Genomic DNA, 23,199 nt, shown 5'->3' with positions numbered 1-23,199 from the left:
TAGGTCGACCGGGTTGTGTCCCTATACCCCTAGAGAGATCCTTCTGGGGAGCGGTAGGGGCTCTTGTGGGGCACCCCGGAAAGAGCCGGGGTGACCCCCCGATAGGGGTGCCCCGGTCCGGTGGGCGGCTCGTAACGTGTGCTGCAAACCGGCAACCACAAGCAGGGTGTGAGCGCCGTCTCAGGCCCGGCTCTGTAGGGGAGGACCCATTGGGACCCGCAGCGCAGCCCGTCGCCCGGACGACACGTGATCTTTCCGTGGCCACTCGCAAGGAACAGGCCATGTGGTTGTTGGAGCGATTGGTACCCGAAAGTGCCGCCAACAATCTGGCGCTGGCGTTCCAGGTCGAGGGAGAACTGGACATTCCGGCGCTCCGCGAGACCCTGGCGGTGCTATTCCGCCGATACGACGTGCTCCGCACGACCTTTTTCGCGACCGGTGCCGAACTGCTGAAAGGCGTCGTGCCGCCGGCGGAATTCGACGTCCCGGTCGAGGAGGTCGACGACTTCCACCCGCCGCAGGACGCGATCGCCGAGGCCCTGCTGCCGTACGTGAACCGCAGGTTCGTGTTCGACGGCCGCCCGCTGGTGCGGGCCGGGCTGTTCCACCACCCCGAGGGCGACGTCCTCTGCCTGACCTTCCACCACCTCGACTACGACATCATCTCCGGCACCGCGCTGTTGGAGGAGATCGTCGCGCTGTACGGCGCCCTGGTCGCCGGGCAGCCGCCCGCGCCCGAACTGCTGAAGATCGTCCCGGCGTTCGCCGAGCCCGAGCCGAAGCCGGAGAGCATCGAGTTCTGGCGCGGCCAACTGGCCGACTTCGACCCGGCCGCCCTGGACCTGTGGTGCGGCGCCCCCGACAGCGCCGAGCGCACCCTCAAGGGCGACCAACTGGTGCACACCTTCTCCCCGCAGGCCCGCAACGTCGTGCGGCTCCTCCAGCGCGAGGTGCGGGCGCCCGAGGCCGTGGTGCTGCTCGGCGCCTTCGACCTGCTGCTCGCCGCGCACGGGGTCGGTCCGGACATCGTGGTCGGCTGCCCGGTCAGCGTCCGCCCGCAGGACGCCCCGCGCACCGTCGGCCATCACACCAACGTGCTGCCGCTGCGGGTGCGGGTGAACCCGGAGGACGGCTTCCGCGCCCTGGTCCGGCAGGCCCGGGACATGTACTTCGGCGCGCTGGCGCACGCCGGGGTCCCGGAGGAGACCATCGCCGGCGTGGTGCCCCGGGTCGGCTCGGCCTGGAGCAACCGGCTCAGCCGGCACCTGTTCAACTACTTCCCGCAGCTGGAGATGACGCAGTTCGAGATCGGCGGGCTGCGGGCCCGCCCGATCGTGGTGGAGAACGGCTACAGCAAGTACGACCTGGAGTTCTTCGTCGCCTCCTCGGCCGACACCATCCAGGTCACCGCCCGCTACTCCACCGAGAAGCTGAGCCGCGCCGACGCCGAGGCCCTGCTCCTGCGCTACGAGGCGCTGCTGCTGGCCGTCGCAGAGGACGTCGACCGGCCCACCGGCGAGCTGCGGGTGTGGAACGAGCAGGACCACGCGGTGATCGACGCCGCCAACGACACCGAGGTGCGCTACGCCCCGCCCGGCCCGACCGACGTCCTGGAGGCCGTGCACCGCCACGCCGCCGCCACCCCGGACGCGGTGGCCGTGCAGCACGGGGAGCGCGAGATCGGCTACCGCCGGCTGTGGGAGGCCGCACTGGACGCCGCCGCCCTGCTGAAGGACGCCGGGATCGGCGCCGGCGACGTGGTCGCGATCGCGGCCGCCCGCTCGCCCGAACTGACGGCCGCCGTCCTCGGCGTGTGGCTCACCGGCGCCGCCTACCTGCCGGTCGACCCCGAGCATCCGGTGCAGCGCGTCTCCTACCTGATGGAGGACTCGGGCGCCAAGGTGCTGTTCACCGACCGCGAGCTCGCCCTGCCCGGGGCCGACGGGTTGCCGCGGCTGCCGCTGCCGGTGGTCCCGGACACCGCCCCGGAACGGCCGATCGGCGACCTGCCGGTCCGGCTCGACCCGGAGAGCACCGCCTACCTCATCTACACCTCGGGCTCCAGCGGTCGGCCCAAGGGCGCCGTGCTGCCGCACCGCGCGATCTCCAACATCGCCGCCGACTACACCGTGCGGCTGCGCGCCACCCCCTCCGACGCCACCCTGTGGATGACCACCTTCGCCTTCGACATGGCGAACCTGGAGCACTACGTGCCGCTGTACTCGGGCGGCCGGATCGTGGTCGCCCCGGACGAGGCCCGCACCGACGGCAAGGTGCTGCGCGAGCTGATCGACCGGTACGAGCCGGGCATCCTGCAGGCCACCCCCACCACGCTGCGCATGGTGTACGACGAGGTGGCCGACCGGCTGGCGGGCCGCCGGGTGGTCACCGGCGCCGAGCCGGTGCCGGTGACGCTGGCCAAGCGGCTGCTGGCGACGGGCTGCGAGCTCGTCAACGCCTACGGCCCCACCGAGACCACCACCTGGTGCACCTGGGGCGTCGTCCCGGACGGCCTGGGCGACCGGATCTCGGTCGGCGGCCCGATCCAGAACATCCGGATGTTCGTGCTGGCGCCGGACGGCCGGGAGCTGCCGGTCGGCGTCCGCGGCGAGGTCTGCATCGCCGGTGACGGCCTCTCGCACGGCTACCACGGCCGTCCGGAGCTGAACGCCGAGCGGTTCGGCGAGCACCCCCGCTACGGGCGGTTCTACCGCTCGGGTGACGTCGGCCAGTGGCTGCCGGACGGCACCCTGGAGCTGTCCGGCCGCGCCGACCGGCAGGTGAAGCTGCGCGGCAACCGGATCGAGCTGGGCGAGGTCGAGGCGGCCCTGCTCGGACACCCGCGAGTGCGGGGCGTCGCCGCCGTGGTGGTCGGCGACCGCAGCGCGGACGGTCGGCTGGTGGTCTTCGTCGAGGAGAGCGGTGCGGCTTCCGAGGGGGACGTCGACCTCGTGGAGAGCCTGTGGGAGTTCGCCCGTGCCGAACTGCCGCGCGCGGCGGTGCCGCAGGACTTCGTGGTGCTGGACGTCCTGCCGACCAACGCCAACGAGAAGGTCGACTACCTGGCGCTGGAGGCACTGGCGACCTCCGGCCCCGCGGCCGGCCCCGCGGAGGGCCCCGAGGGGCGGGCCGCGGCCCTCCCGGACGATTCCGCCGACCCCGTGCTGAACGCGCTGGTCGGTCTCTGGCGGGAGCTGCTGGGCCGCGAGGACCTCTCCGGCGCGTCCAACTTCTTCACCTCCGGTGGCCACTCGCTGCTCGCCGCCAAGCTGGTCCAGCGGGTCGAGGAGGACTTCGGGGTGACCGTGAAGCTCGCCGACCTGTTCGCCGAGCCGACCCCGGCCGACCTCGCCGTCCTGGTCCGCGCGGCCCGGCCGGGCGCCTGACGACGCCCCGGGCGGTTCCGCGCGAAGGGTCTGGCCCCGATCACCGGAGGGTGATCGGGGCCAGACCCTTCGTCGTGCCCGGGGCTCACACCGAGGCCAGCGTCGCCGCCCCGGCCGGGTCGTCCGAGCGCAGGATCGCCTTGTGCAGGTCCTGCATCGGGGTGCACGGCTCCAGGCCCAGTTCGTCGAGCAGGGTCCGCCGCGCCGACTGGTACGCCTTGAGGGCGTCCGCCCGCCGCTCGGAGCGGTAGAGCGCCAGCATCAGCTGCCGGTGGAAGGCCTCGCGCAGCGGGTTCTCGGTGGCCAGCGTGTACAGCAGGCCGACCACCTCCCGGTGCTGGCCGCGCTGGAGCTGCGCGTCCACCAGCATCTCCATGCACTCCATCCGGGTCTCGGTCAGCCGGGTGGCGAAGCTGCGCAGCACCGGCCCCTGGCCGACGTCGCCCAGCGCCGGCCCGCGCCACAGTGCCAGCCCCCGCTCGAAGGCGTCGCCGGCCTCCTCGAAGCGCCGCTCGCGCAGCAACCGGCGGCCCAGTCCCACCAGGTCCAGGAACTCCCGCGAGTCGAGGACGCCGTCGTCCAGCCGCAGCATGTAGCCGGGGGAGCGGGTGAGGATCGGACCCTCGGCCCGCTCGGGGCGGTGCAGGAACTTGCGCAGTTCGGACACGTACACGTGCAGCCCCGCGAGCGCGCGGCGGGGTTGCCGGTCACCCCAGATCTCGCCCATCAACTGGTCGACCGACACCACGTGGTCGGCGTGGACGAGGAGTGAGGCGAGCAGGATCTCGACCTTCTGCGCGCTGATCGAGGACATGCCGTTCCCGTCGACCACCCGCAGACTTCCCAGGAGTTCGTACCGCACCGATCTGACCTCCTTCTCCGGCGGGATCAACCGGTGATTCCCTTGACCGTGGTGGCGATGAGCCCGGTGATCTCCGGCAGGTGCCGTTCGAGGTAGAAGTGACCGCCCGGGAACACCCGCAGGTCGAACGCGGCGCTGGTGTGCTCGCCCCAGGCCTTCGCCTCGTCGACGGTGGTGTGCGGGTCGTCGTCGCCGGTCAACATGGTCAGCGGGCAGTCCAGGACGCCGTCGCCGCGCTCGTGCGTCTCGATGGCCGTGTAGTCGGCCCGCAGGGCGGGCAGCACGGACGCCATGAATTCGTCGTTCTCCAGCCACACCGGGTCGGTGCCGCCCACGGTGCGCAGCTCCTCGATGATGCCCTCGTCGCCACGCCGGTGGACGTCCCCGCCGCGCAGCCGGGACGGCGCGGGGTAGCCGGAGGCGAAGAGGTGGGCCGGGGTCCGCCCGGTGGCCTGGAGCCGGCGGGCCACCTCGAAGGCGAGCACGGAGCCCAGGCTGTGCCCGAACAGCACGAGCGGGCGGTCGGCCCAGTCCAGCAGCGCTTCGAAGGCCCGGTCGGCGAGTTCGGGCATGCTGCGCAGCGGTACCTCGTTGTGCCGGTCCTGCCGCCCCGGGTACTGGATCGCCAGTGTCTCGACGGTGGGCGCCAGTTCCTCCGAGAGCGGGAACCAGTAGCTCGCCGCTCCGCCGGCGTGCGGAAAGGCCACCAGCCGTACGTCGCCCGCTGCGGCGGGATGAAAGCGCCTCACCCATTCCCCGCCGGAATTCCTCGTCCCCGTCACCGGTAACTCCCCTTCGCTGCCTGCGCGTTGTCGCCCGGCGTGGTGCAACGCCGGTGCGGTGGAACGCTGGGAAGTCTAGGAAGCGGGAAAGCCGGCGGTAACCCCGGAAAAAGCCCCTACCAGCACCCCTAGAGCCAGCCGGGAGGCTCAGGGAGGTGCCGGTAGGGGCGCGCCGACCGCGGACGGGGGACACCGCGGTCGGCGGGACCGGTGGTTCGACGGTCCGCGCGGGGTGTCAGCGCGGGCAGAGGACGAACTGGTCCTCGAAGTTCGGCCAGTGGTCGGCGCCGTCGCCGGGCACCGCGCGCCAGGTCCACGAGCCCTTCCAGCCCGCGTACCGGCCGGTGAGGCCCTGGACCGGCTGGGTGATCCACGAGCCGTTGATCACCAGGGCGCGGTCGAAGGCGCTCTGCGCGGTGAAGACGCCGTCGGCGAGGTGGAACAGCTCGTACTGGTACTCGATGCCGTGGCCGCCGGGAGCCCGTACCTCCAGGATGTCCATGTTCCCGGTCGCCGTGCCCACCTGGTTGGCCGGGACGGTCTCGGCGCCGAACGGGTAGAGGTAGTCGAGCCAGGTGGCCTCGAAGCCGGCCGGCACGTCGATGCCGGGGGTGCCGTTGGTCTCCAGCTTGGTCATCACCTCGGTGAAGTGGTAGGTGACGCAGCCCGGGTGGGGCCTCATCGGCGTGTTCTCGCCGGCGGCGCTCACCGGGCCGGCGCCCAGCGTGGTCACGGTGACGCAGGCGGCCAGCGAGGCCAGCACGGCGGTCGTTCTCTTCCAGCCATCGATGCGCAGACGCATGGGACGTTCCGTTCCTCTCGGTCGTTTCTCAGGATGTTCAGATCTGGTCGGCCAGCAGCTGCGTCACCAGGGTCGTCTCGACGTTTCCGCCGGACACCAGCACCCCGATGTCGGACCGGCCGCCCTCGGCGGCGATCCGCAGCGCCGCGGCGACCGCGGTGGCGGCGGCCGGCTCCACCAGCAGGCGGCAGCGGGTGAGCACCAGGCGCATCGCGTCTGCTATCGCCTCCTCCTCCACCGCCACCACCCGGGAGACCCGCTCCCGGGCCAGGTCGAAGGGCAACTGCCCGATCCGGTCCGGCCGCAGGCCGTCCGCGATGGTCGGCCGGGCCGCCACGGTCACCGGCCGCCCGGCCCGCAGCGCCTCGCCGAGCGCCGGGACGGCGGCCGGTTCGGCGGCGAACACCTCGATGCCGGACCCGTCGGTCGCCAGGCACGCCCCGGCCACCGCGCTGCCCCCGCCGACCGGCAGCACCACGGCGTCCAGCCGTCCGCCGGCCGCGTGCACGCCGTCCAGCAGATCGGCGGTCGCGGTGCCCTGACCCAGCACCACGTCGGGGTCCTGGTAGGGGTCGATCACGTCCAGGCCGCGCAGCACCCGCAGTTCGTCGACCACCGCCAGCCGGTCGGCCAGCGTCGTCCCGACCTGCAGGACCTCCGCGCCGGCCTCCCGGATCCGCCGCACCTTCGTCGGCGCGGCGTCGACCGGCAGCACCAGCACGGCCGGCATGCCGACCTCCCGGGCGGCCAGCGCGACCGCGATCGCGTGATTGCCGGTGCTCTGTGCGACCACCCCGGGCGAACCGGCCCGGGCCAGCCGCTCCACCGCCAGCAGCGCGCCGCGCATCTTGAACGACCCGCCGCGCTGCAGGTTCTCGGCCTTCAGCCACAGCCGGGCGCCCGCCGCCGCGTCCAGTTCCTCGCAGCGGACGACCGGTGTCTCCAGCACCCGGCCGCCCAACCGCCGTCGGGCCTCCTGCACACCCGCGGCACTGAGCTGCGGTACGTCCTCGGCGAGCAGTCCGGTGTTCGTCCCGGTCATGCTGTCTCTCCTCGCTCGGCTCCGCCCGGCCCGTGCGAGTCGGCCGGTCGTTGGCGCGCTCCAGCATCGGGACGTCGGCTAATGTCCTGCCAAAGCCACGTCGGGCCCGCCGCCGGCCCCCGTCGCGCCCTGGTGGAGCCCGCCGCCGACCCGGACCGGGTAGGGGCTTTAGGGGGTGGCAAGCGGCCCTTTGGCCGCGCGGAGAACCCTGGTGCCATGAAGATCAGTGCCGTTGCCGCGGAGCGCAGGCCCACGCTCCACTTCCTTCGAGAGATCCGGGCGATCTCCCCGGTCTTCCTGGACACCGACGTCGACATGACCGCGGTCGTGCGGCACCGGGAGACCCAGCACAAGTACTCGGTCGTGAGCTACGTGCTCCACAGCGCGGCCCGCGTGCTGGCCGCCCACCCCGAGGCCAATGCCGCGTTGCACGGACGGCTGCGCCCCCGGGTGGCCCGCTACGCCTCCGTCAACGGCAAGTTCACCCTCGACCGCACCCTCAACGGGCAGCGCATCGTGCTCTCCACCGTGCTGACGGACCTCCAGCGCGCGAGCCTCGACGAGATCCAGCAGCGGGTGGAGCACTTCCGCGACGGCGACCCCGCCTCGATGCCCGAGTTCGCCGGCGCCCGGCTGCTCCAGCGGCTGCCCGGCGCGGTCGGCGGCCTGCTGTTCCGGATGGGCACCCGTCCGCTGAACCGCCGCGCCGACGTCATGGGCACCTTCGCGGTGACCTCGCTCGGCCACCGCCCGGTGGACGGTTTCCACTCCGTCGGCGGCACCACCATCACGCTGGGCGTCGGCCGGATCGCCGACCGCCCGGTGGCACGCGGCACCGAGGTCGCCGTCGCCCCGCTGATGCGACTGTCGCTCACCTTCGACCACCGCGTCATCGACGGCGCCGAGGCCGCGGACGTGCTGGCCGACCTCAAGCAGGCACTGGAGACCTTCTCCGCGGGGGACGACTCCACCACCGGGGAGCGCTCGTGAACAGTGTCGAGGAACTCAAGCAGTACGTCGGCGTGCACGCGCGCGGACTGGAGATCGAAGGCTGGGAGCAGCTGCTCGACCGCGTCACCGGCGACGGGGCCGGCCCCGGCTCCTGGGCGGGCGAGTGGACCGCCCGGGGCGACCAGCTCGCCACCGGCGGCAAGCACCTGGAGGCCGGCCGGCACTACCTGATGGCCCGCTTCCCCTACGTCGACGGCGCCGCCCGCCAGGACGCCTACGAGAAGGCGCTGGCCAGCTTCGAACGCTGGCGCACCGGCCAGGACATCCACCGCCTGGACGTCGACTTCAAGGGCCGCCAGATCGGCTGCTGGACCGCCGGCCTGTCCGCCGACCGGCCCCGCCCGTTGGTCGTCATCATGGGCGGCCACCTCACCCTCAAGGAGCAGTGGGCGCCCGCGCTGCCCGTCTTCGCCGGACTCGGCTTCGCCGTCGTCTCCACCGAACTGCCCGGCGTCGGCGAGAACGAAGCCCCCTACGACGGGGAGGCCTGGCGCACCCTGTCCGCGGTGCTGGACGCCGTCGCCGACCGCGCCGACGTGTCCCGCAGCTACGCCTTCGCGATGAGCTTCAGCGGCCACCTCGCGCTGCGCTGCGCCATGGAGGACCGGCGGATCCGCGGCATCATCACCGCCGGCGCGCCGGTCCGCGAGTTCTTCACCGACACCGCCTGGCACCCGCGGCTGCCCGCCGTCACCGTCGACACCCTCACCCACCTGACCGGGCTCGGCCTCGACGGCCTGCGCGACCGGGCGCTGACCGCCGAGGGCCTGCGCTCGCTGGACATCCCGGTGGCCTACGTGGCGAGCCTGCGCGACGAGATCATCCCGCCCGGCGACCTCGCCCTGCTGCGCACCCACGTCCGCGACCTGCGCCTGCTGGTCCACGACGACGTGCACGCCTCGCCCTCGCACGCGGAGGAGAACCGGCTCTGGATGGCCTGGTCGCTGCTGCGGATGCGCGGGGGCGTCGACCCGCGGACGGCCGTGATCGGCCTGATGTGGCGGGCCGCCCGGCTGCGGGCGTCGCTGCGTCGCCGGTAGGCCCGCGCCCGTGGCGCGAGCCCTGGTGGCGGGCCCCGCCAGCCCGCTGACAGGGCCCGTGCGGCGGTACCAGCGGGCTGCAAGCGCCGTACCAGCACGGCCCGGCACGGTGGAATCCGACCAGTCTGAGCGAGCCGCGGTTCACTCAGCGACCTGCTTCGCAACACTTCTCTGGAGATTGCCATGACGACCCCACCACCCTCACCCCGCCGCTGGTGGGGGTTGGGCGCCTTGGTGCTCAGCGTCCTCGTGATCTCACTGGACGGCACGATCATCAACGTCGCCCTGCCCACGCTCTCCCAGGAGCTGGGTGCCTCCAACACCCAGCTCCAGTGGATCAGCGGCGGCTACCTGCTGACCTTCGCCGCGGTCATGCTCCCCATCGGCGTGCTGGGCGACCGCTTCGGGCACAAGAAGCTGCTGCTCGTGGGCATCACCATCTTCGGGGCCTCGTCGGTGGCCGGCATCCTGGTGGACGACCCCGGCTCGGTGATCACGGTCCGCGCCCTGATGGGTGTCGGCGCCGCCATGATCATGCCGCTCACCATGGCGATCCTGCCCAAGATGTTCCCCAAGGACGAGCTGGACAAGGCCGTCGGCAGCTGGACCGCGGCCGCCTCGATCGGCATGCCGATCGGCCCACTGGTCGGCGGCTGGCTGCTCAACCACTTCTGGTGGGGTTCGGTCTTCGTCTTCAACATCCCCGTGGTGGTGGCGGCCCTGGTGGCGGTGGCCTTCCTGCTGCCCGCCGACCCGACGGCCGCCGCGCGCGCCGCGGCCGGCCGGGCGCCCGCCTTCGACGGTCTGGGCGCGCTGCTCGGCGCCCTGGGCATCACCGGGCTCGTCTACGGCTCCATCCTGGTGCCGGAGGACGGCTGGGGCTCCGTGAAGGTGCTCGGCACGCTGGGCGCCGGCGTGCTGCTGCTGATCGCCCTGGTGTTCCGCGAGCGCACCGCCTCCTCGCCGCTGGTCGACCTCGGCCTGTTCGGCAACCGCAAGTTCCTGTGGGGCACGGTCGTCGCGACCTTCGTCAACTTCTGCATCATGGGCATCCTGTTCGTGGTGCCGCAGTACCTGGCGTCGGTGCTCGGCAACAGCGCCTTCGGCACCGGTCTGCGTCTGCTGCCGCTGATCGGCGGTCTGGTGGTGGGCGCCCAGCTCGCCGAGGCCTTCGTGGCCCGGATCGGGCCGCGCGTCATCATCCCGCTCGGCCTGCTGGTGCTGGCGGGCGGCACCCTGCTCGGCGCCCAGTCGAGCACCGCGGACGGCTACGGCTTCGCAGCGCTGTGGCTGACCGTCACCGGTGCCGGCTTCGGCCTGGCGATCGTGCCCGGCACCAGCATGGTGCTCGGCTCGCTGCCCGAGGAGGGCACCGGCGCCGGCTCCAGCCTGCTGGAGACCCTGCAGCAGGTCGGCGGCGTGCTCGGTGTCGCCGGCCTGGGCAGCCTGCTCAGCTCCGGCTACCTCGCCCGGATCTCCACCGGCGGCCTGCCGGACGACGCCGCCCAGGTGGCCCGGGACTCGGTGACCGGCGCGAACGGGGTGGCCGAGCAGCTGAAGGACCCGGGGCTGCTGGCGTCCGCGCACAGCGCCTTCATCCACGGCAGCAACCTGGTGCTGACGGCCTGCGGTGTGGTCGCCGTGCTGGCCGCGGTGCTCGCCGCCGCCTTCGTGCCGCCGAAGTCGGCGTTCCCGGAGAAGAAGGAGAACAAGGACAGGAAGGGCCAGAAGGGGAAGCCGTCGCACGAAGCGGCCGCGCTCCCCCAGGAGCAGGGCGAGTCGCTCGTCTGACCACGCCGTGCGACGCCGGGTTCCCCAGGTCCGGCCGGACGCCAACCCGTCCGGCCGGACCGCTCGGCACGATTGGGCGGGCCCGCCGACGTCAGCCGGCCAGCGCCAGCGCCCGTTCGGCCGGGACCCGTCGGCCGCGCTCGTACGCGGCGTCGGCCGTCGCCGGTTCCATCGCCGCCGCGATCCGCGCGGTGGCCCGGCGCACCTCCGGGCAGCGGTCGTCGCGGTAGCCGTGCATGGTGTGGGCGGCGCCGAGCAGTTCGGCGGCCCGCTCCGCCTCGCCGCGAGCGGCGGCCAGCGCGGCGACGCCCTCCAGCACCGCCGCCACGGCCTGCTGGTGGACGATTCCCTCGCGGCCGAGCTCCCGGACGGCCTCGGCGTGCCAGTGCGCCGCCTCGTCCAGGTCCCCCTCCTGCTCGGACAGGCAGCCGAGCTGGCCGTACGTCAGGGCGACCGCCCGCACCGAGTTGCCCCCTGCGGCCATGGTGTCCAGCAGCTCCAGCGCCCGGGTCAGCGGCGGCCGGGCGGCGAGCAGGTCGCCGGCCGCGCGGGCCAGCCGGCTCAGCGCCACGTAGCCCTCCACGGCGCTGCCGAACTCCCCGACCCGCTCCGAGGTGCGCACCCCCTGCCGGATCTCCTCCAGGCCGAGGGTCACGTCGCCGGCCTCGGCGCGTGCCCGGCCGAGCTGGATCAGCGTCAGGGTGCCGCTCTCCGGCCCGTGCCGGGCGGCGTACGCGTAGGCTTCCTGGCCCAGTCGTACGGCCTCGGCACCGTCGCCGTGGATCAGGGCCAGCTCCATCAGCCCGCCGAGCGCGGTGTTCATGCCCCAGTGCTCGCCCATCCGGCGGAAGCCCGCGTAGCCGCCGCGCAGTTCGGCGAGCGCGGCGTCGATCCGGCCCAGGTTGAACGCGAGGTAGCCCAGGCAGACCCGGGTGATGGCCCGCACCCAGGGGTCGGTGGCGCCCTCCCGGACGGCCAGCAGCTCACGCTCGGCGCCCGCCGCGTCGTTCAGGAACAGCGCGGCGACCGGCCGGGCCAGGTGCAGCGCGGGGTGGCCGGGCCGCTCGGGGAGGCACTCCAGGGCGGTCCGCACGGCCTGTCGGCGGGCCTCGACGGTGGCCTCCGGACCGTCCGGGCCCTCGACCATCAGCACGGCGAGGAAGGTGCACAGCGCGTGGGCGTCGGCCAGCTCCGGCGCGCCGGCCGGGGGCCGCTCGCCGGCCAGCTCGCGCACCGCGACGGCCCAGCCGTGCGCCTCGGCCAGCTGGTTGTGCATGATCCAGTACCAGATCAGCGCGCCGACCAGCCGCAGCGCGGTCTCCACGTCCCGCTGCTCCACCGCCCAGCCGAGCGCGGCGGTGCAGTTGTCCCGCTCGGCGGTCAGCCGCGCGGCCCACGCCTCCTGATCGCGGCCGCGCAGGCCGGGCTCGGCCTGCTCCGCGACGGCCAGCACGTGGGCGGCGTGCGCGGCGCGCAGCCGTTCCGTCTCGCCGGCGTCCGCGAGGCGTTCGGCGGCGTACGTCCGCACCGTCTCCAGCAGCCCGTAGCGAACCTCGCCCTGGCCGGTGGCGACGACCAGCGACTTGTCGATCAGCGCGGCGATCACGTCGATGACGTCCCGGCCGCCGAGGACCCGGTCACCGGGACCGTGGCCGTCCTCCGGCGCGCAGACCCGCTCGGCGCTGTCCGGGGTGGCACCGCCGCGGAAGACCGACAGCCGGCGCAGCACCGCCCGCTCGGTGTCGTCCAGCAGCTCCCAGCTCCAGTCCACCACCGCGCGCAGCGTCTGGTGCCGGGGCACCGCGGCCCGGCTGCCCGCGCCGAGCAGCCGGAAGCGGTCGCCGAGGCGTTCGGCGATCTGGGGGAGCGTCAGGGAGCGCAGCCGGGCCGCGGCGAGCTCGACCGCGAGCGGCAGCCCGTCCAGTGCGCGGCAGACGGCGATCACCAGCGGGCCGGTGGCCGCGTCGACCCGGAAGCCGGGCCGGACCGCGGCGGCCCGGTCCTCGAACAGCCGCACCGCGGCGTACCCGCCGGCCTCGGCCGGGCCCGCCCCGGGCGGCGGCAGCGGCAACGAGGGCACCGGGCAGAGGGTCTCGCCGGTGATGGCCAGCGGTTCCCGGCTGGTGGCCAGCACGCGGACGCCGGGGGCGCCGGCCAGCACGCGGTCGGTGAGCCGGGCCACCGCCTCGACGAGGTGCTCGCAGTTGTCGAGCACCAGCAGCATCCGCTGGTTGGCCAGCGCGTCCGCCAGCCGCTTCATCGGCGGCAGCACCGCGGTGGCGTCGGCGACCCGGGAGGGCTCGGCCTGGCCGATCGCGGTGAGCACGGCCTGCGGAAGGTCCTGGGCCGAGCCGACCTGTGCCAGCGGCACCAGCCACACCCCGTCCGGGTACTCGCCGACCATGGTGGCGGACACCTCGCCGGCCAGCCGGGTCTTGCCCGCGCCGCCCGGTCCGGTGAGGGTCACCAGCCGGACCTCGCGCAGCAGTTTGCCGATCCGCGCGGACTCCTCCTCGCGGCCGACGAAGCTGGTCAGCGGGGAGGGCAGGTTGGTGCGCCGGTCGTTGCCCGGGGCCGGCGCGGCGCCGCCGGCGCGGGCCGGGTCGGGCGTGCGCAGATCGCCGCGCAGGATCGCCAGGTGCAGGGCGGCGAGCTCCGGGGAGGGGTCGGCGCCGAGCCGCTCGGCGAGCTCCCGGCGAGTGTCCTCGTACACCTCCAGAGCGGTGGCCTGCCGCCCGGTGGCGTGCAGGGCGCGCATCAGCAGGCCGCGCAGCCGCTCGCGCAGCGGGTGCGACAGGCAGAGCCCCTCCAGCTCGGGAACCAGGTGGGCCGCGTCGCCCAGGGCGAGTTCGGCGTCCACCCAGTCCTCGACGGCGGTCAGCCGCAGCTCCTCCAGCCGGGTGATGGTGCCCCCGGCGAAGGCCGCGTCGGCGACCTCGGCCAGCGCGGGCCCGCGCCACAGGTCGAGCGCCCGGCGCAGGGTCGCGGCGCGTTCCTCGGCGGCGGCGGAGCGGCGCACGGAGCTCACCAGCCGCTCGAAGGCCACCGCGTCGATCTCGCCCGGGTCCACGCCGAGCCGATAGCCGCCCGCGGCGGCGGTGACCAGGTCACGGCCGCCGACGCCGCGCAGCCGCGACACCAGCGTGTGCAGCGCGTTGCCCGGGACGACCGGCCGGGAGTCCTCCCACAGGTCGTCGATCAGGCGGTCGGCGGAGACGGCGCGCCCCCCGTCCATGGCGAGCCGGATCAGCAGCGCCCGCAGCCGCTGACCGCTGATCTCGATGGGCCGGGCCGCTTCGTCCCGCAATTCGAGCGGGCCCAGGATGCCGATGCGCACGTAACCACCCCTCCGGTGGTCATTCTGCCAGGCTGGTGGTGGTGCCGTCGCGATCACCGGGGTTCGGGAGTCCACCGACCATTTGTGTGCCGTACCGAAGCGCCCGGGCGAGGGAAGATGTGTGCGGATGTGCCCGAAATCGCCGCCTATGGTTAATGAACTCGTTCGCTAAGCCGGTGGATTCCCGCGCCGGGGGCATGGCAGAATCGCCACGCTCCTTGGGATTGTTCCGCTCCGGTGTGGATGCTGGTCGGGGCGAGGTTCCGGGCTGGATGGTGCCCGGGTGTGCCACTGGGTGAATTCCCGAACGGATGGGTGATGGACCGGAGCAGGCCTGATGTCGCTCCGGCAGATTACGACAGGGTTGCCGCAGCGGCTTTCGAAGTGTATTTGTTCGGTAAAATACGAGTCAAATGTCAATAATGCGGTCACACATGCTATTCGGGGGATGGTAGCTGATGTGGTTGGTGGAAAGAGACAGAGAACTCGGCGAACTCGGCCGAATGCTCGACGAAACGTTAAGGGGGACCGGCGGACTCGCGATTGTCACGGGGCCGGTGGCGAGCGGAAAGACGGCGCTGCTGCGGGTCCTGGGTGAACGAACCGTGGCCGCGGGTGGCACCTTCCTCGGTGCCACCGGTTCCCGGGCGGAGCAGTCGTTACCGCTCGGCCTGGTCAGCCATCTGCTGTACGGCGCGGGCAGCGCCGTCGACGGTCAGGGCGGGCTGCAGCCCACCCTGGACGGCATCCTGACGGCCCTGCACTGCGATCGCCAGGGCCGCGAGCCCGGACGCCCGGCCGCCGGCGGGGCGGACCGTCACGGCGGCGAGGAACGCGGTGGCGAGGAGGGGACCGGGATCGCCCCGGCCGCCCTGCACCGGCTCTGCAAGGTCTTCTTCGACCTCGCCGCCAACGGGCCGCTGGTCATCGGCGTCGACGACGCCCACCACGCCGACATGTCGTCCATGCTGGTCCTGCTCTACCTCGCCCGTCGGCTGCGCACCGTCCCGATCCTTCTGGTGCTCGCCCAGTCCAGCCGGCCGCACCTGCGCCACGCGCTGCTGCAGACCGAGTTCCTGCACCAGCCGGGCTGCACCGGCATCCGGCTCGGCCCGCTCAGCCCCGGCGGGGTGGAGACCCTGCTGGCGGGCCGGCTGGGACCGGCCGTCGGCGCCTCCCTGGCCGCCGAGTGCCACCGGATCAGCGGGGGCAACCCGCTGCTGGTCCAGGCGCTCGCCGACGACCACCGAGCGGCCGCCGCCGCACCGGACCGGCTGGTGCTCGGCGACTCCTTCGCACGGGCGCTCGGCACCTACCTCCTCCACTCGGAGCATGCGACGCGGGAGGTCGCCCGGGCCCTGGCCGTGCTCGGCGCCGACCTCGGCACCGCGGTGCTGGCGGACGTGCTCGACCTCGGCGCCGAGGCCACGGCGGACGCCCTGGACACCCTGGAGGCGGTCGGGCTGCTGCGCGACGGCCGGTACCGGTACGACGGCGTCCGCAGCGCCGTCCTGCGCGGGATGCCGCCGGACCGCCCGGCCGCACTGCACGCCCGGGCGGCCGAGGTGCTGCACAACCTCGGCGCGCCCCTGGAAGGGATCGCCCGCCACCTGGTGGCCGCCGAGCGGTCCACCGCCCCGTGGGCCTCGGACGTGCTGCGCCGGGCCGCCGAGGAGGCGCTGCGGGTCGACGACGTGACCCTCGCCGTCGACTGCCTGCGGGGTGCCCTGGAACTGTGCCGCGAACCCCAGGAGCGCGCCGAGGTGCGGGGTGCGCTGCTGCGCACCGAATGGCGGGTCAACCCGGCCGCGGCCGCCCGCCACCTGACCGAGCTGTGCGCGGCGGCCCGGGAGAACCGGCTCGACTGCCGGGACCTGTCCGCGCTGGTGAGCCAGCTCATGTGGCACGGTCGGCTGGAGGAGGCCGCCGAGATCCTCGACACCATCGCCCGTCACCTCGCCGAGGTCGGTCTCACCGCGGACCGGAACAAGCTGACGGTCTGCCTGATGATCTCCCAGGCCTACCCCGAACTGTCCGACCGGCTGCTGCCCCCCGGGATGCGGTCCGACCCGGTCGACCCCGAACTCGGCTCCGGCATCCAGGTCCGCGCGGCGGGCTCGCTGGCCGGCGTGCTGGCCGGGCAGGCCGGGCCCCAGGCGGTGGAGACCGCCGAGGCGGTGCTGGAGGGCTCCCGGCTGGACGACGACACCCTGAGCGCGATCATCATCGCGCTGGTCGTGCTGATCCTCGCCGACCAGTGCGAGCGGGCCGCGTTCTGGTGCGGACGGCTGGCGGCGGAGGCCGCCAGCCGCAACGCCCCGATGTGGACGGCGCTGCTCGCCTCCCTCCAGGCGCTCACCCACCTGCGTCGAGGCGAGCTGCCGGCCGCCGAGCGGCGCGCCCGGGACGCGCTCGCGCTCGTGCCGGTGGAGAGCTGGGGCGCGGCCGTCGCACTGCCGCTGGCCGTGGGGGTGCTGGCCACCACGGCCACCCGGCCCGCAGAGGCGGCCGCCTTCCTGGCCGTCCCGGTGCCCGACATCGTCTTCCGCACCCCCTGCGGCCTGCTCTACCTGCTCGCCCGCGGCCGCCACCACCTGGCCAGCAACCGGGTGCAGGCGGCGCTCAGCGACTTCCTGTGCTGCGGCGAGCTGATGGAGAAGTTCGGCCTCGACGGATCCAACCTGGTGGCCTGGCGGACCGAGGCGGCCGCCGCGTACCTGCGGCTGGGCCGCGAGGAGGAGGCCCGCCAGCTGCTGGACGAGCAGTTGGCCGCCACCGGCAGCCACGACCACCGCACCCACGGGCGGGTGCTGGCGCTGCTCGCCGCCGCCACCGTCGACCTCGGCGAACGGGCCCGGCTGCTGGCCAAGGCGCTCGACCACTTCCAGGCCGGCGGCGACCGCTACGAGCAGATGGTCGCGGCGACGGAGCTCGGTCGCACCTACGCCCGGCTGGGCGCCGACGCGTCGGCCCGGGCGGAGGAGGAGCGCGCGCACCAGCTGGCCCAGTTGTGCGGCCTGGTCGAGCCGGTCACCGTCGCGACCGGTGCCGCCGGCGCCGGTCCGGGGGCCGGTGGCGTCCTCGGCGCCGGGGCGGGCTTCGGTACCGGAACGGACTTCGGTACCCGGACGGGCTTCGGCAGCGGGGACGCCCCCGGGGACGGCGGCCGGGAGGCGGCCGGGTCCGGCGCGCTGCTCGCGGTCAGGAGCGCGCACGTGGCCGCCGGCCCGCTGCTGGGACGGCCGGCCGAGCTGCCGTCCGGCGCCCGGATGCCGTGGGCGTCCGGGCGCCGGCCCGTCGCGGTGGTCCCCGCCCAACGCGCCCCGCAGCCGCTGCTGGTCAGCGAGCTGAGCCGGGCCGAGCTCCGGGTGGTCGCGCTGGCCGCCCGCGGCCACACCAACCGTCAGATCGCCCACAAGCTCTTCATCACCGTCAGCACCGTGGAGCAGCACCTGACCCGGGCCTACCGCAAGCTGCGGGTCAACCGGCGGGCCGACCTGCCGGCCCACCTCCTGCCCGACGCCACCGGCTGAATCCGGGACCCCTAACCGACCCGGCAAAGGCTCGGTTAGGGGTTATCCGGCCGCGGGGCGCTGCGTAGGTTCGGGCCCAGGCCAGGTATCGCTGGCGAAGCCACCCCCGGGAGGTCTCACGATGACGGAGCCGAAGGCGAACATCCTGCTCGAAGGCGGTGCGGTGGGGGCGGAGTTCGCGCGCGTGCGCGAGGTCGACCCCCGCGAGAGCGTGGTCAAGGTCCACGTCGGCAACCGGTACGAGCACTTCCGGCGCAACGGCCGGACGGTCGTCCACGAGGGCGTCCCGCTGGACGTCTTCGAGTGGAGCGGCAGCACGTTCGTCGCCGAGTGACGTCGGGCGACCGACACCCGGCCGGCGGACGTCCTGGGGGCGAGGGCGGTCACGCCGGCCGCGAGGAGTTCGGCCGTACCGCGCGGCGCGGAGCCGACGGCGCCGTCAGGGCGCCACGGGTGCCGGGCCGAGGGGTTCCATCAGCACTGCGGTCCGGTCCACGTCGGGGCGTCGTACGCCCGGTACCGCGACAGGAGGGTGGCTTAGCACACCGCGGGGTGACCGTGCCGGGACTTCCCTCGAAGCCCGCCGAGGCCGGATCTGTGCACTTATGGTCACGATCCTGTCGCCACGTGTGGTGGCGCGGTGGTTCGGCACAGGGGAGGCCCGTTCATGGCCAGCGAGTTCCAGCGGCGCAAGCTCCGTGGTGTGTTCGCCGCATTCGACACGGACGGGGACGGCTGCCTGCGGCAGAACGACTTCGAGGCGCTGACGGAGCGGTGGAGCCGCCTGCCGGCCGTCCGGCGGGACGCGGGGCTGAGGGCCAGGGTCGAGGCGCTCATGATGGGCTGGTGGGACCACCTGCTCACGGTCGCCGACACCGACCACGACGGCAAGGTCGACATGGAGGAGTTCCTGGCCCTCGTCGACCGGCTCCCCGTCCTGCGTGAGGTTGTCACGGCGACGGCCGACACGGTCTTCGACGCCGTGGACGAGAACGGTGACGGCCGCATCTCGCGCGCCGAGCACGGTCACCTCGTCGACGTCTGGCACGGCCGGAGCGTGGAGGTCGACGAGGTCTTCGACCTGCTCGACCTGGACGGCGACGGGTATCTCAGCAGGCCCGAATTCGCCCTCCTGTGGGAGCAGTTCTGGATCAGCGGCGACCCGTCCGAGCCCGGCAATGTGATGTGCGGCCGCATCCCGGAGCACTGACCGTGCCCCGGTGGGAGTGACCGGGGGCAAGTCGGCGACGACAGCCCGTTCGACGGCCGGAGGGGTTCCATCAAAGGTTCGGCCTCGTCCACGTCGACTTCGAGACGCAGAACGTACGCCCAAGGCGTCGGGTGCGGGCGAGGGGGAGGGGTTCTGTCCCGCAGCCGCACTGCGGGTCAACCCGCGATGCGGGCTTCGATGCCGTCGAGGAGGAATTCGAGGCCGGCCCGGAAGGTCCGGTCAGCGCTCAGGTGGGGGCCGTCGCGGACGACCGTGGCCAGCGCGGGGAGTCGGCCGGTGGCGAAGGTCCGCTCCAGATAGGGCCCGAAGGCGGCCTGCCACTGCTTCTTGTCCATCCCGCTGACCCGCTCGGCGCGCCGCTCGGTGATCTCGCGGCGCACCGCGCCGATCACGTACGCATTGACCGCGGCGATCGCCGGCACGGTGACGTCCAGGTCGACGCCGCCCATGGCGGCCGCCACGGCCTCCCCGGCGGCCAGCGTGTGCGGCCCGAGCTGCGGCCGCCCGCCGATCAGGTCGGCGAACCATTCGTGCTGGTGGGCGGCTCGCCGGGTGGCTTCGGCAAGGGAGCCCAGCACCTCGCGCCAGCCGTCGCCGGCCGGTCGGATCTCGGCGTGGACCGCATCGACCATCAGGTCGAGCAACTCGTCCTTGGTGGCGATGTAGCCGTACAGCCGCATCGGGCCGACGTCCAGTGCGGCGGCGACCTTGCGCAGCGACACCGCCTCCAGGTCGTCCGCGTCGGCCAGCCGGATCGCCGTTCGGACGATCCGCTCCCGGCTCAGCGGGGCCAACACCGGTCGATCCGACGGCTCCGGCCGCTCCCACACCAACATGCCGCCGACAATACCTCGCCTGCCTGCTACAGTGACATCGCTTGATACAGTGTATCGATCAATACGGTGAATCGGGGGAGCCATGACCATCGCCATCGTCGGAGCCGGCCTGGGCGGCCTGCTCCTGGCCCGTGTGCTGGGCGTGAACGGCATCGACGCCGTCGTGTACGAACGTGAATCCTCGCGCGACACGCGCGGCCAGGGCGGCATGCTCGATCTGCACTCCGGGACGGGGCAGCGGGCGATGCGCGAGGCCGGCCTGATCGACGGGTTCCACGCGATCGCCCGTCGTCAAGGCCAGGACCTGCGTCTTCTGGAGCCGGACGGCACCCTGCTGCTCCAGGAGGACACGCCCGACGACGCCCCGTTGGAGCGACCTGAGGTCGACCGTGCCGATCTGCGCAACCTCCTGTTGGACTCCCTCCCCGAACGCGCGGTGCGCTGGGGGCACACGTTCGAATCCGCCGACCACGGGCACCTGCGCTTCGCCGACGGCAGCAGTGCGAGGTGTGACCTGCTGGTCGGCGCGGACGGCGCGGGCTCCCGGGTCCGCGCACTGCTCACCGACGCCCGACCGGCCCACATCGGCCAGAACGTCGTCGAGCTCGGCATCCCCGACATCGACCGCACGTACCCCGACCTCGCGGCGATGGTCGGGCGCGGCAACTACTGGGTGCTCGGCAGCGGGCAGTCCCTCGCGGCGCAGCGCAACGGCGACGGCCGCGTACGCGTCTATCTCAGCTTCTACAACACCGCCGAGGACTGGTTCGCAAGGAGCGGCATCCCGTTCGACGACCCGGCCGCCGCCCGGTCGCGGCTGATCGACCTGTTCGCCGGCTGGGACCCACGGGCCACCGCGCTGATCGCAGCCTGCGACGACACGGTCCTGCCCCGCTCTCTCACCGCTCTCCCGGTCGGTCTGACCTGGCCGTCGACACCAGGCGTCACGCTGCTCGGCGACGCCGCGCACCTGATGCCACCGGTGGGGCAGGGCGCCAACATGGCGCTGCTCGACGGCGCCCTGCTCGGCCTCGCGCTGGCCGCGCGGCCGGACGACCTGCCCGCCGCCGTCGCGGCGTACGAACGCGAGATGTTCGAACGGACCAGCGCTGCCGCCCGGCAGTCCGCGTACATCCAGGACATCCTGACGTCGCCGGACGCCGGTCGGAAGATGCTCGCGTTCTTCCAGCCTGGCTGAGGGCAGCGTGCCGGGCCGGGCGCCCGGATCGGTGACCGACCGTGCAGCACCACGTCGCGCCCCCGGCGGCCGTGGCGGCTCGACGACGACCTCAGGCGGCGACGGCCTTGGCCCGGTCCGAAGCGATGTGCAGGGCGAGCCCCGCGAGGACCGTGCCCATGGCGTAGCGCTGGAACCGTAGCCACGCGGGGCGGCCGGCCAGGAAGGACGCGATGCTTCCCGCGCTCATCGCGATGAGGCCGTTGACGGTGACGGCGACGGCGATCTGGGTCAGGCCCAGCACCAGGCTCTGCGCCGCGACGTGGCCGCGCGCCGGGGCGACGAACTGCGGCAGCAGTGAGACGTACATGATGGCGATCTTCGGATTGAGCAGGCAGGTCAGGAAGCCCATGGTGACGAGCCGGCGGGGCGGGTCCGGCGGCAGTTGCCGCGGTGAGAAGACGGCGGCGCCGCCCGGCTTGACGGCCTGCCAGGCGAGCCAGAGCAGGTAGGCCGCGCCGGTGAGCTTGATCGCGGTGTAGAGGACCGGCACGACGGCGAACACCGCGGTGATTCCCGCCGTCACGGCGGCGAGGTAGACCAGGAAGCCCATCGCGACGCCGGTCAGCGAGAGCAGCCCTGCGCGGCGTCCCTGCACGATCGAGCGGGAGATCAGATAGATCATGTTCGGTCCGGGCGTGAGCACCATGCCCGTTGCCACGGCGGCGATCCCGAGCACCGCGTGCGCGTCGACCGCCGATATGAGTGCGTCCATGCCGGGAGGTTATGGGCGGGTGCGGGGTCGGTGCAATGATGACTTTGCGCTCGGTGCAATGAGGAGGAACGGGCCGATGGACGACTACCGCGTGATCGCGGACGAGATCGCGGCTTCCATCGCCGAGGGGCGGCTGCGCCCCGGCGAGCAGTTGCCGACCCAACGCGCGTTCGCCCGCCGGCGCGGCATCGCCGGATCGACGGCGGGCCGCGTCTACCGCGACCTGGTCCGGCGCGGGCTGGTCGTCGGCGAGGTCGGTCGGGGCACCTTCGTACGGGCCGGTCACGGCACCCCCGGCGCGCGCGTCCCGCTCGCCGAGCCCGCCGGTGCCCAGGTCGACCTGGAACTCAACTATCCCGTCGTACCCGAGCAGTCCGCCCTGCTGGTCACCGGACTCGCACCCATGCTGCGGGCGGACGCACTGGACGCGGCCCTCCGTCCGGTCGGTGCGACGGGCACCGCCGCCGCCCGCGAGGCCTGTGCGGTGCTCGCCTCCGGCCCCGGGGGCACGGGGCGCGACAGCTCCGACCGGGGTGACGCCGGCTACGGTCCGGCCTGGCGCGCGGCCGCCGACGACGTGCTCTTCGCCGCCAACGGCCGCCAGGCCATCGCCGCCGCCCTGGCCGCGCTCGTGGCACCCGGCCAGCGCCTGGGCGTCGAGGCGCTCACCTACCCCGTGGTCAAGGCGATCGCGCGACGCCTCGGCATCACACTGGTCCCGCTGCCGGTGGACGAATCCGGCCTGCTCCCCGACGCTCTCGCGGCGGTCCACCGGGCCACCCCCCTCCGCGCCCTCTACCTTCAGCCGCGCCTGCAGAACCCCCTCGGAGCCACCCTCGCGCCGGAGCGCCGCGAGGCGCTGGTCGCCGAACTGCGCCGCCTCGACCTCCCGGTCGTCGAGGACGCGATCTGGTCCTTCCTGCGGCCCGGCATCCCACCGCTGGCGGCGCTCGCGCCGGAACGGTCCATCCTCGTCGACAGCCTCTCCAAGCGCCTCGCACCCGGCCTGACCACCGGATTCGCCGTGGTGCCGGCCGCGCTGCGCGCCTCCGTGACCGCCGCGCTGCACTCGGGCGGTTGGACGCCGAGCGGATTCGCCCTGGAAGCCGCGGTGCGCTGGATCGCCGATGGCACGCTCAGCAGGGTGGAGGCCGCCAAGCGCGCCGACGCGACGGAACGTCAACTGCTCGCCCGTCACCACCTGGCCGGCCGGACGCTCCGGTCCGACCCGTGCTCGTACTACGTCTGGTGGGAGCTGCCGGCGGCCTGGCGGGCGGAGACGTTCGTCGCGGCCGCCGCGCGCGAGGGCATCGCCGTCACCCCCGGCGCCGCGTTCGCCGTCGACCCCCGGACGACCCCTTCCGCCGTCCGGGTCGGGCTCGCCTCGCCGCCGCTCCCCGTCCTGGCCGAGGCCCTCGACACCCTCGCCCGAGTCGCCCGCAGCGCGCCGGAGGACCTGCTGGACCCAACGGTGGCCCGGCCCCCGCAGGGCTGACCGTGCGTGAGTCGAAGCCACAGCCACAGCGGCTCCGGTCCTCCGGGTACCGCTGACGGCGATTCCGCTGACGGCGATTCCGCTGATGGCGGATAGGGG

General features: G+C 73.6%; 16 protein-coding genes. 9 read left to right on the top strand and 7 right to left on the bottom strand.

Going from position 1 to position 23,199, the window contains the following annotated elements; all coding sequences use genetic code 11:
• Positions 1-257 precede the first annotated feature (257 nt).
• On the top strand, positions 258-3,386 hold the full coding sequence (locus ACFVYI_RS09670; RefSeq protein WP_387882771.1) for an amino acid adenylation domain-containing protein: 3,129 nt from the start codon (positions 258-260) through the stop codon (positions 3,384-3,386).
• Positions 3,387-3,471: 85 nt separating this feature from the next.
• Here ACFVYI_RS09670 and ACFVYI_RS09665 read toward each other — a convergent pair whose 3' ends face one another.
• From ACFVYI_RS09665 to ACFVYI_RS09650, 4 genes are all read right to left on the bottom strand, one after another.
• A complete protein-coding gene (locus ACFVYI_RS09665) occupies positions 3,472-4,248 on the bottom strand; it encodes a BTAD domain-containing putative transcriptional regulator (protein WP_387882770.1) in 777 nt (258 codons plus the stop codon).
• A 26-nt stretch (positions 4,249-4,274) separates the two neighbouring features.
• Positions 4,275-4,997, bottom strand: a complete 723-nt coding sequence (locus ACFVYI_RS09660; RefSeq protein WP_387882768.1) for a thioesterase II family protein — start codon at positions 4,995-4,997, stop codon at positions 4,275-4,277.
• 268 nt (positions 4,998-5,265) lie between these two features.
• Positions 5,266-5,832 (bottom strand): hypothetical protein, encoded by a 567-nt coding sequence (locus ACFVYI_RS09655; protein ID WP_387882767.1) that lies wholly within the window; start codon positions 5,830-5,832, stop codon positions 5,266-5,268.
• A gap of 37 nt (positions 5,833-5,869) precedes the next feature.
• The gene (locus tag ACFVYI_RS09650) at positions 5,870-6,874 is read right to left on the bottom strand and encodes a threonine/serine dehydratase (protein ID WP_387882766.1); all 1,005 of its coding nucleotides are present in this window, start codon (positions 6,872-6,874) and stop codon (positions 5,870-5,872) included.
• A gap of 216 nt (positions 6,875-7,090) precedes the next feature.
• Here ACFVYI_RS09650 and ACFVYI_RS09645 point away from each other — a divergent pair, with 216 nt between their 5' ends.
• From ACFVYI_RS09645 to ACFVYI_RS09635, 3 genes are all read left to right on the top strand, one after another.
• Complete coding sequence (locus ACFVYI_RS09645) at positions 7,091-7,864, top strand: 2-oxo acid dehydrogenase subunit E2 (RefSeq protein WP_387882764.1); 774 nt, start codon at positions 7,091-7,093, stop codon at positions 7,862-7,864.
• Complete coding sequence (locus ACFVYI_RS09640; protein ID WP_387882762.1) at positions 7,861-8,925, top strand: alpha/beta fold hydrolase; 1,065 nt, start codon at positions 7,861-7,863, stop codon at positions 8,923-8,925. Before ACFVYI_RS09645 ends, ACFVYI_RS09640 begins: the two co-directional genes overlap by 4 nt.
• 183 nt (positions 8,926-9,108) lie before the next feature.
• Positions 9,109-10,716, top strand: a complete 1,608-nt coding sequence (locus tag ACFVYI_RS09635) for an MFS transporter (RefSeq protein WP_387882760.1) — start codon at positions 9,109-9,111, stop codon at positions 10,714-10,716.
• 91 nt (positions 10,717-10,807) lie between these two features.
• Here the strand turns inward: ACFVYI_RS09635 and ACFVYI_RS09630 are convergent, their stop codons facing one another.
• The gene (locus tag ACFVYI_RS09630) at positions 10,808-14,053 is read right to left on the bottom strand and encodes a BTAD domain-containing putative transcriptional regulator (protein ID WP_387882759.1); all 3,246 of its coding nucleotides are present in this window, start codon (positions 14,051-14,053) and stop codon (positions 10,808-10,810) included.
• A 458-nt stretch (positions 14,054-14,511) separates the two neighbouring features.
• On the opposite strand from ACFVYI_RS09630, the gene ACFVYI_RS09625 reads away from it, so the two are divergent.
• The 3 genes from ACFVYI_RS09625 (at position 14,512) to ACFVYI_RS09615 (ending at position 18,796) form a co-directional block, all read left to right on the top strand.
• Positions 14,512-17,586 (top strand): AAA family ATPase, encoded by a 3,075-nt coding sequence (locus ACFVYI_RS09625; protein WP_387882757.1) that lies wholly within the window; start codon positions 14,512-14,514, stop codon positions 17,584-17,586.
• Positions 17,587-17,707: 121 nt separating this feature from the next.
• On the top strand, positions 17,708-17,920 hold the full coding sequence (locus ACFVYI_RS09620) for a DUF5988 family protein (RefSeq protein WP_387882755.1): 213 nt from the start codon (positions 17,708-17,710) through the stop codon (positions 17,918-17,920).
• Positions 17,921-18,253: 333 nt separating this feature from the next.
• Positions 18,254-18,796: an EF-hand domain-containing protein gene (locus ACFVYI_RS09615; RefSeq protein ID WP_387882753.1), complete on the top strand. Its 543-nt coding sequence runs from the start codon at positions 18,254-18,256 to the stop codon at positions 18,794-18,796.
• A 176-nt stretch (positions 18,797-18,972) separates the two neighbouring features.
• Here the strand turns inward: ACFVYI_RS09615 and ACFVYI_RS09610 are convergent, their stop codons facing one another.
• On the bottom strand, positions 18,973-19,653 hold the full coding sequence (locus ACFVYI_RS09610; protein WP_387882751.1) for a TetR/AcrR family transcriptional regulator: 681 nt from the start codon (positions 19,651-19,653) through the stop codon (positions 18,973-18,975).
• An 82-nt stretch (positions 19,654-19,735) separates the two neighbouring features.
• Here ACFVYI_RS09610 and ACFVYI_RS09605 point away from each other — a divergent pair, with 82 nt between their 5' ends.
• Complete coding sequence (locus tag ACFVYI_RS09605) at positions 19,736-20,851, top strand: FAD-dependent oxidoreductase (RefSeq protein ID WP_387882749.1); 1,116 nt, start codon at positions 19,736-19,738, stop codon at positions 20,849-20,851.
• Between the two features lie 91 nt (positions 20,852-20,942).
• On the opposite strand, the gene ACFVYI_RS09600 is transcribed toward ACFVYI_RS09605, so the two are convergent.
• Positions 20,943-21,605 carry a LysE family translocator gene (locus ACFVYI_RS09600; RefSeq protein WP_387882747.1) on the bottom strand — a complete coding sequence of 221 codons (663 nt, stop codon included), beginning with the start codon at positions 21,603-21,605 and terminating at the stop codon, positions 20,943-20,945.
• A 76-nt stretch (positions 21,606-21,681) separates the two neighbouring features.
• On the opposite strand from ACFVYI_RS09600, the gene ACFVYI_RS09595 reads away from it, so the two are divergent.
• Positions 21,682-23,100: a PLP-dependent aminotransferase family protein gene (locus ACFVYI_RS09595; RefSeq protein WP_387882745.1), complete on the top strand. Its 1,419-nt coding sequence runs from the start codon at positions 21,682-21,684 to the stop codon at positions 23,098-23,100.
• The last annotated feature ends 99 nt before the right edge of the window (positions 23,101-23,199 follow it).

The organism is Kitasatospora sp. NPDC058218 (genome assembly GCF_042882445.1).
Classification (GTDB): domain Bacteria; phylum Actinomycetota; class Actinomycetes; order Streptomycetales; family Streptomycetaceae; genus Kitasatospora.
Note: the sequence above shows the minus strand (reverse complement) of the source record. Positions and strands in the feature narration are given on the sequence as shown.

Coding starts and splice junctions, on each gene's coding strand:
- ACFVYI_RS09655 (WP_387882767.1), bottom strand. CDS start 5,832: ATGCGTCTGCGCATCGATGGCTGGAAGAGAACGACCGCCGTGCTGGCC.
- ACFVYI_RS09650 (WP_387882766.1), bottom strand. CDS start 6,874: ATGACCGGGACGAACACCGGACTGCTCGCCGAGGACGTACCGCAGCTC.
- ACFVYI_RS09645 (WP_387882764.1), top strand. CDS start 7,091: ATGAAGATCAGTGCCGTTGCCGCGGAGCGCAGGCCCACGCTCCACTTC.
- ACFVYI_RS09635 (WP_387882760.1), top strand. CDS start 9,109: ATGACGACCCCACCACCCTCACCCCGCCGCTGGTGGGGGTTGGGCGCC.
- ACFVYI_RS09625 (WP_387882757.1), top strand. CDS start 14,512: ATGTGGTTGGTGGAAAGAGACAGAGAACTCGGCGAACTCGGCCGAATG.
- ACFVYI_RS09620 (WP_387882755.1), top strand. CDS start 17,708: ATGACGGAGCCGAAGGCGAACATCCTGCTCGAAGGCGGTGCGGTGGGG.
- ACFVYI_RS09615 (WP_387882753.1), top strand. CDS start 18,254: ATGGCCAGCGAGTTCCAGCGGCGCAAGCTCCGTGGTGTGTTCGCCGCA.
- ACFVYI_RS09610 (WP_387882751.1), bottom strand. CDS start 19,653: ATGTTGGTGTGGGAGCGGCCGGAGCCGTCGGATCGACCGGTGTTGGCC.
- ACFVYI_RS09605 (WP_387882749.1), top strand. CDS start 19,736: ATGACCATCGCCATCGTCGGAGCCGGCCTGGGCGGCCTGCTCCTGGCC.
- ACFVYI_RS09600 (WP_387882747.1), bottom strand. CDS start 21,605: ATGGACGCACTCATATCGGCGGTCGACGCGCACGCGGTGCTCGGGATC.
- ACFVYI_RS09595 (WP_387882745.1), top strand. CDS start 21,682: ATGGACGACTACCGCGTGATCGCGGACGAGATCGCGGCTTCCATCGCC.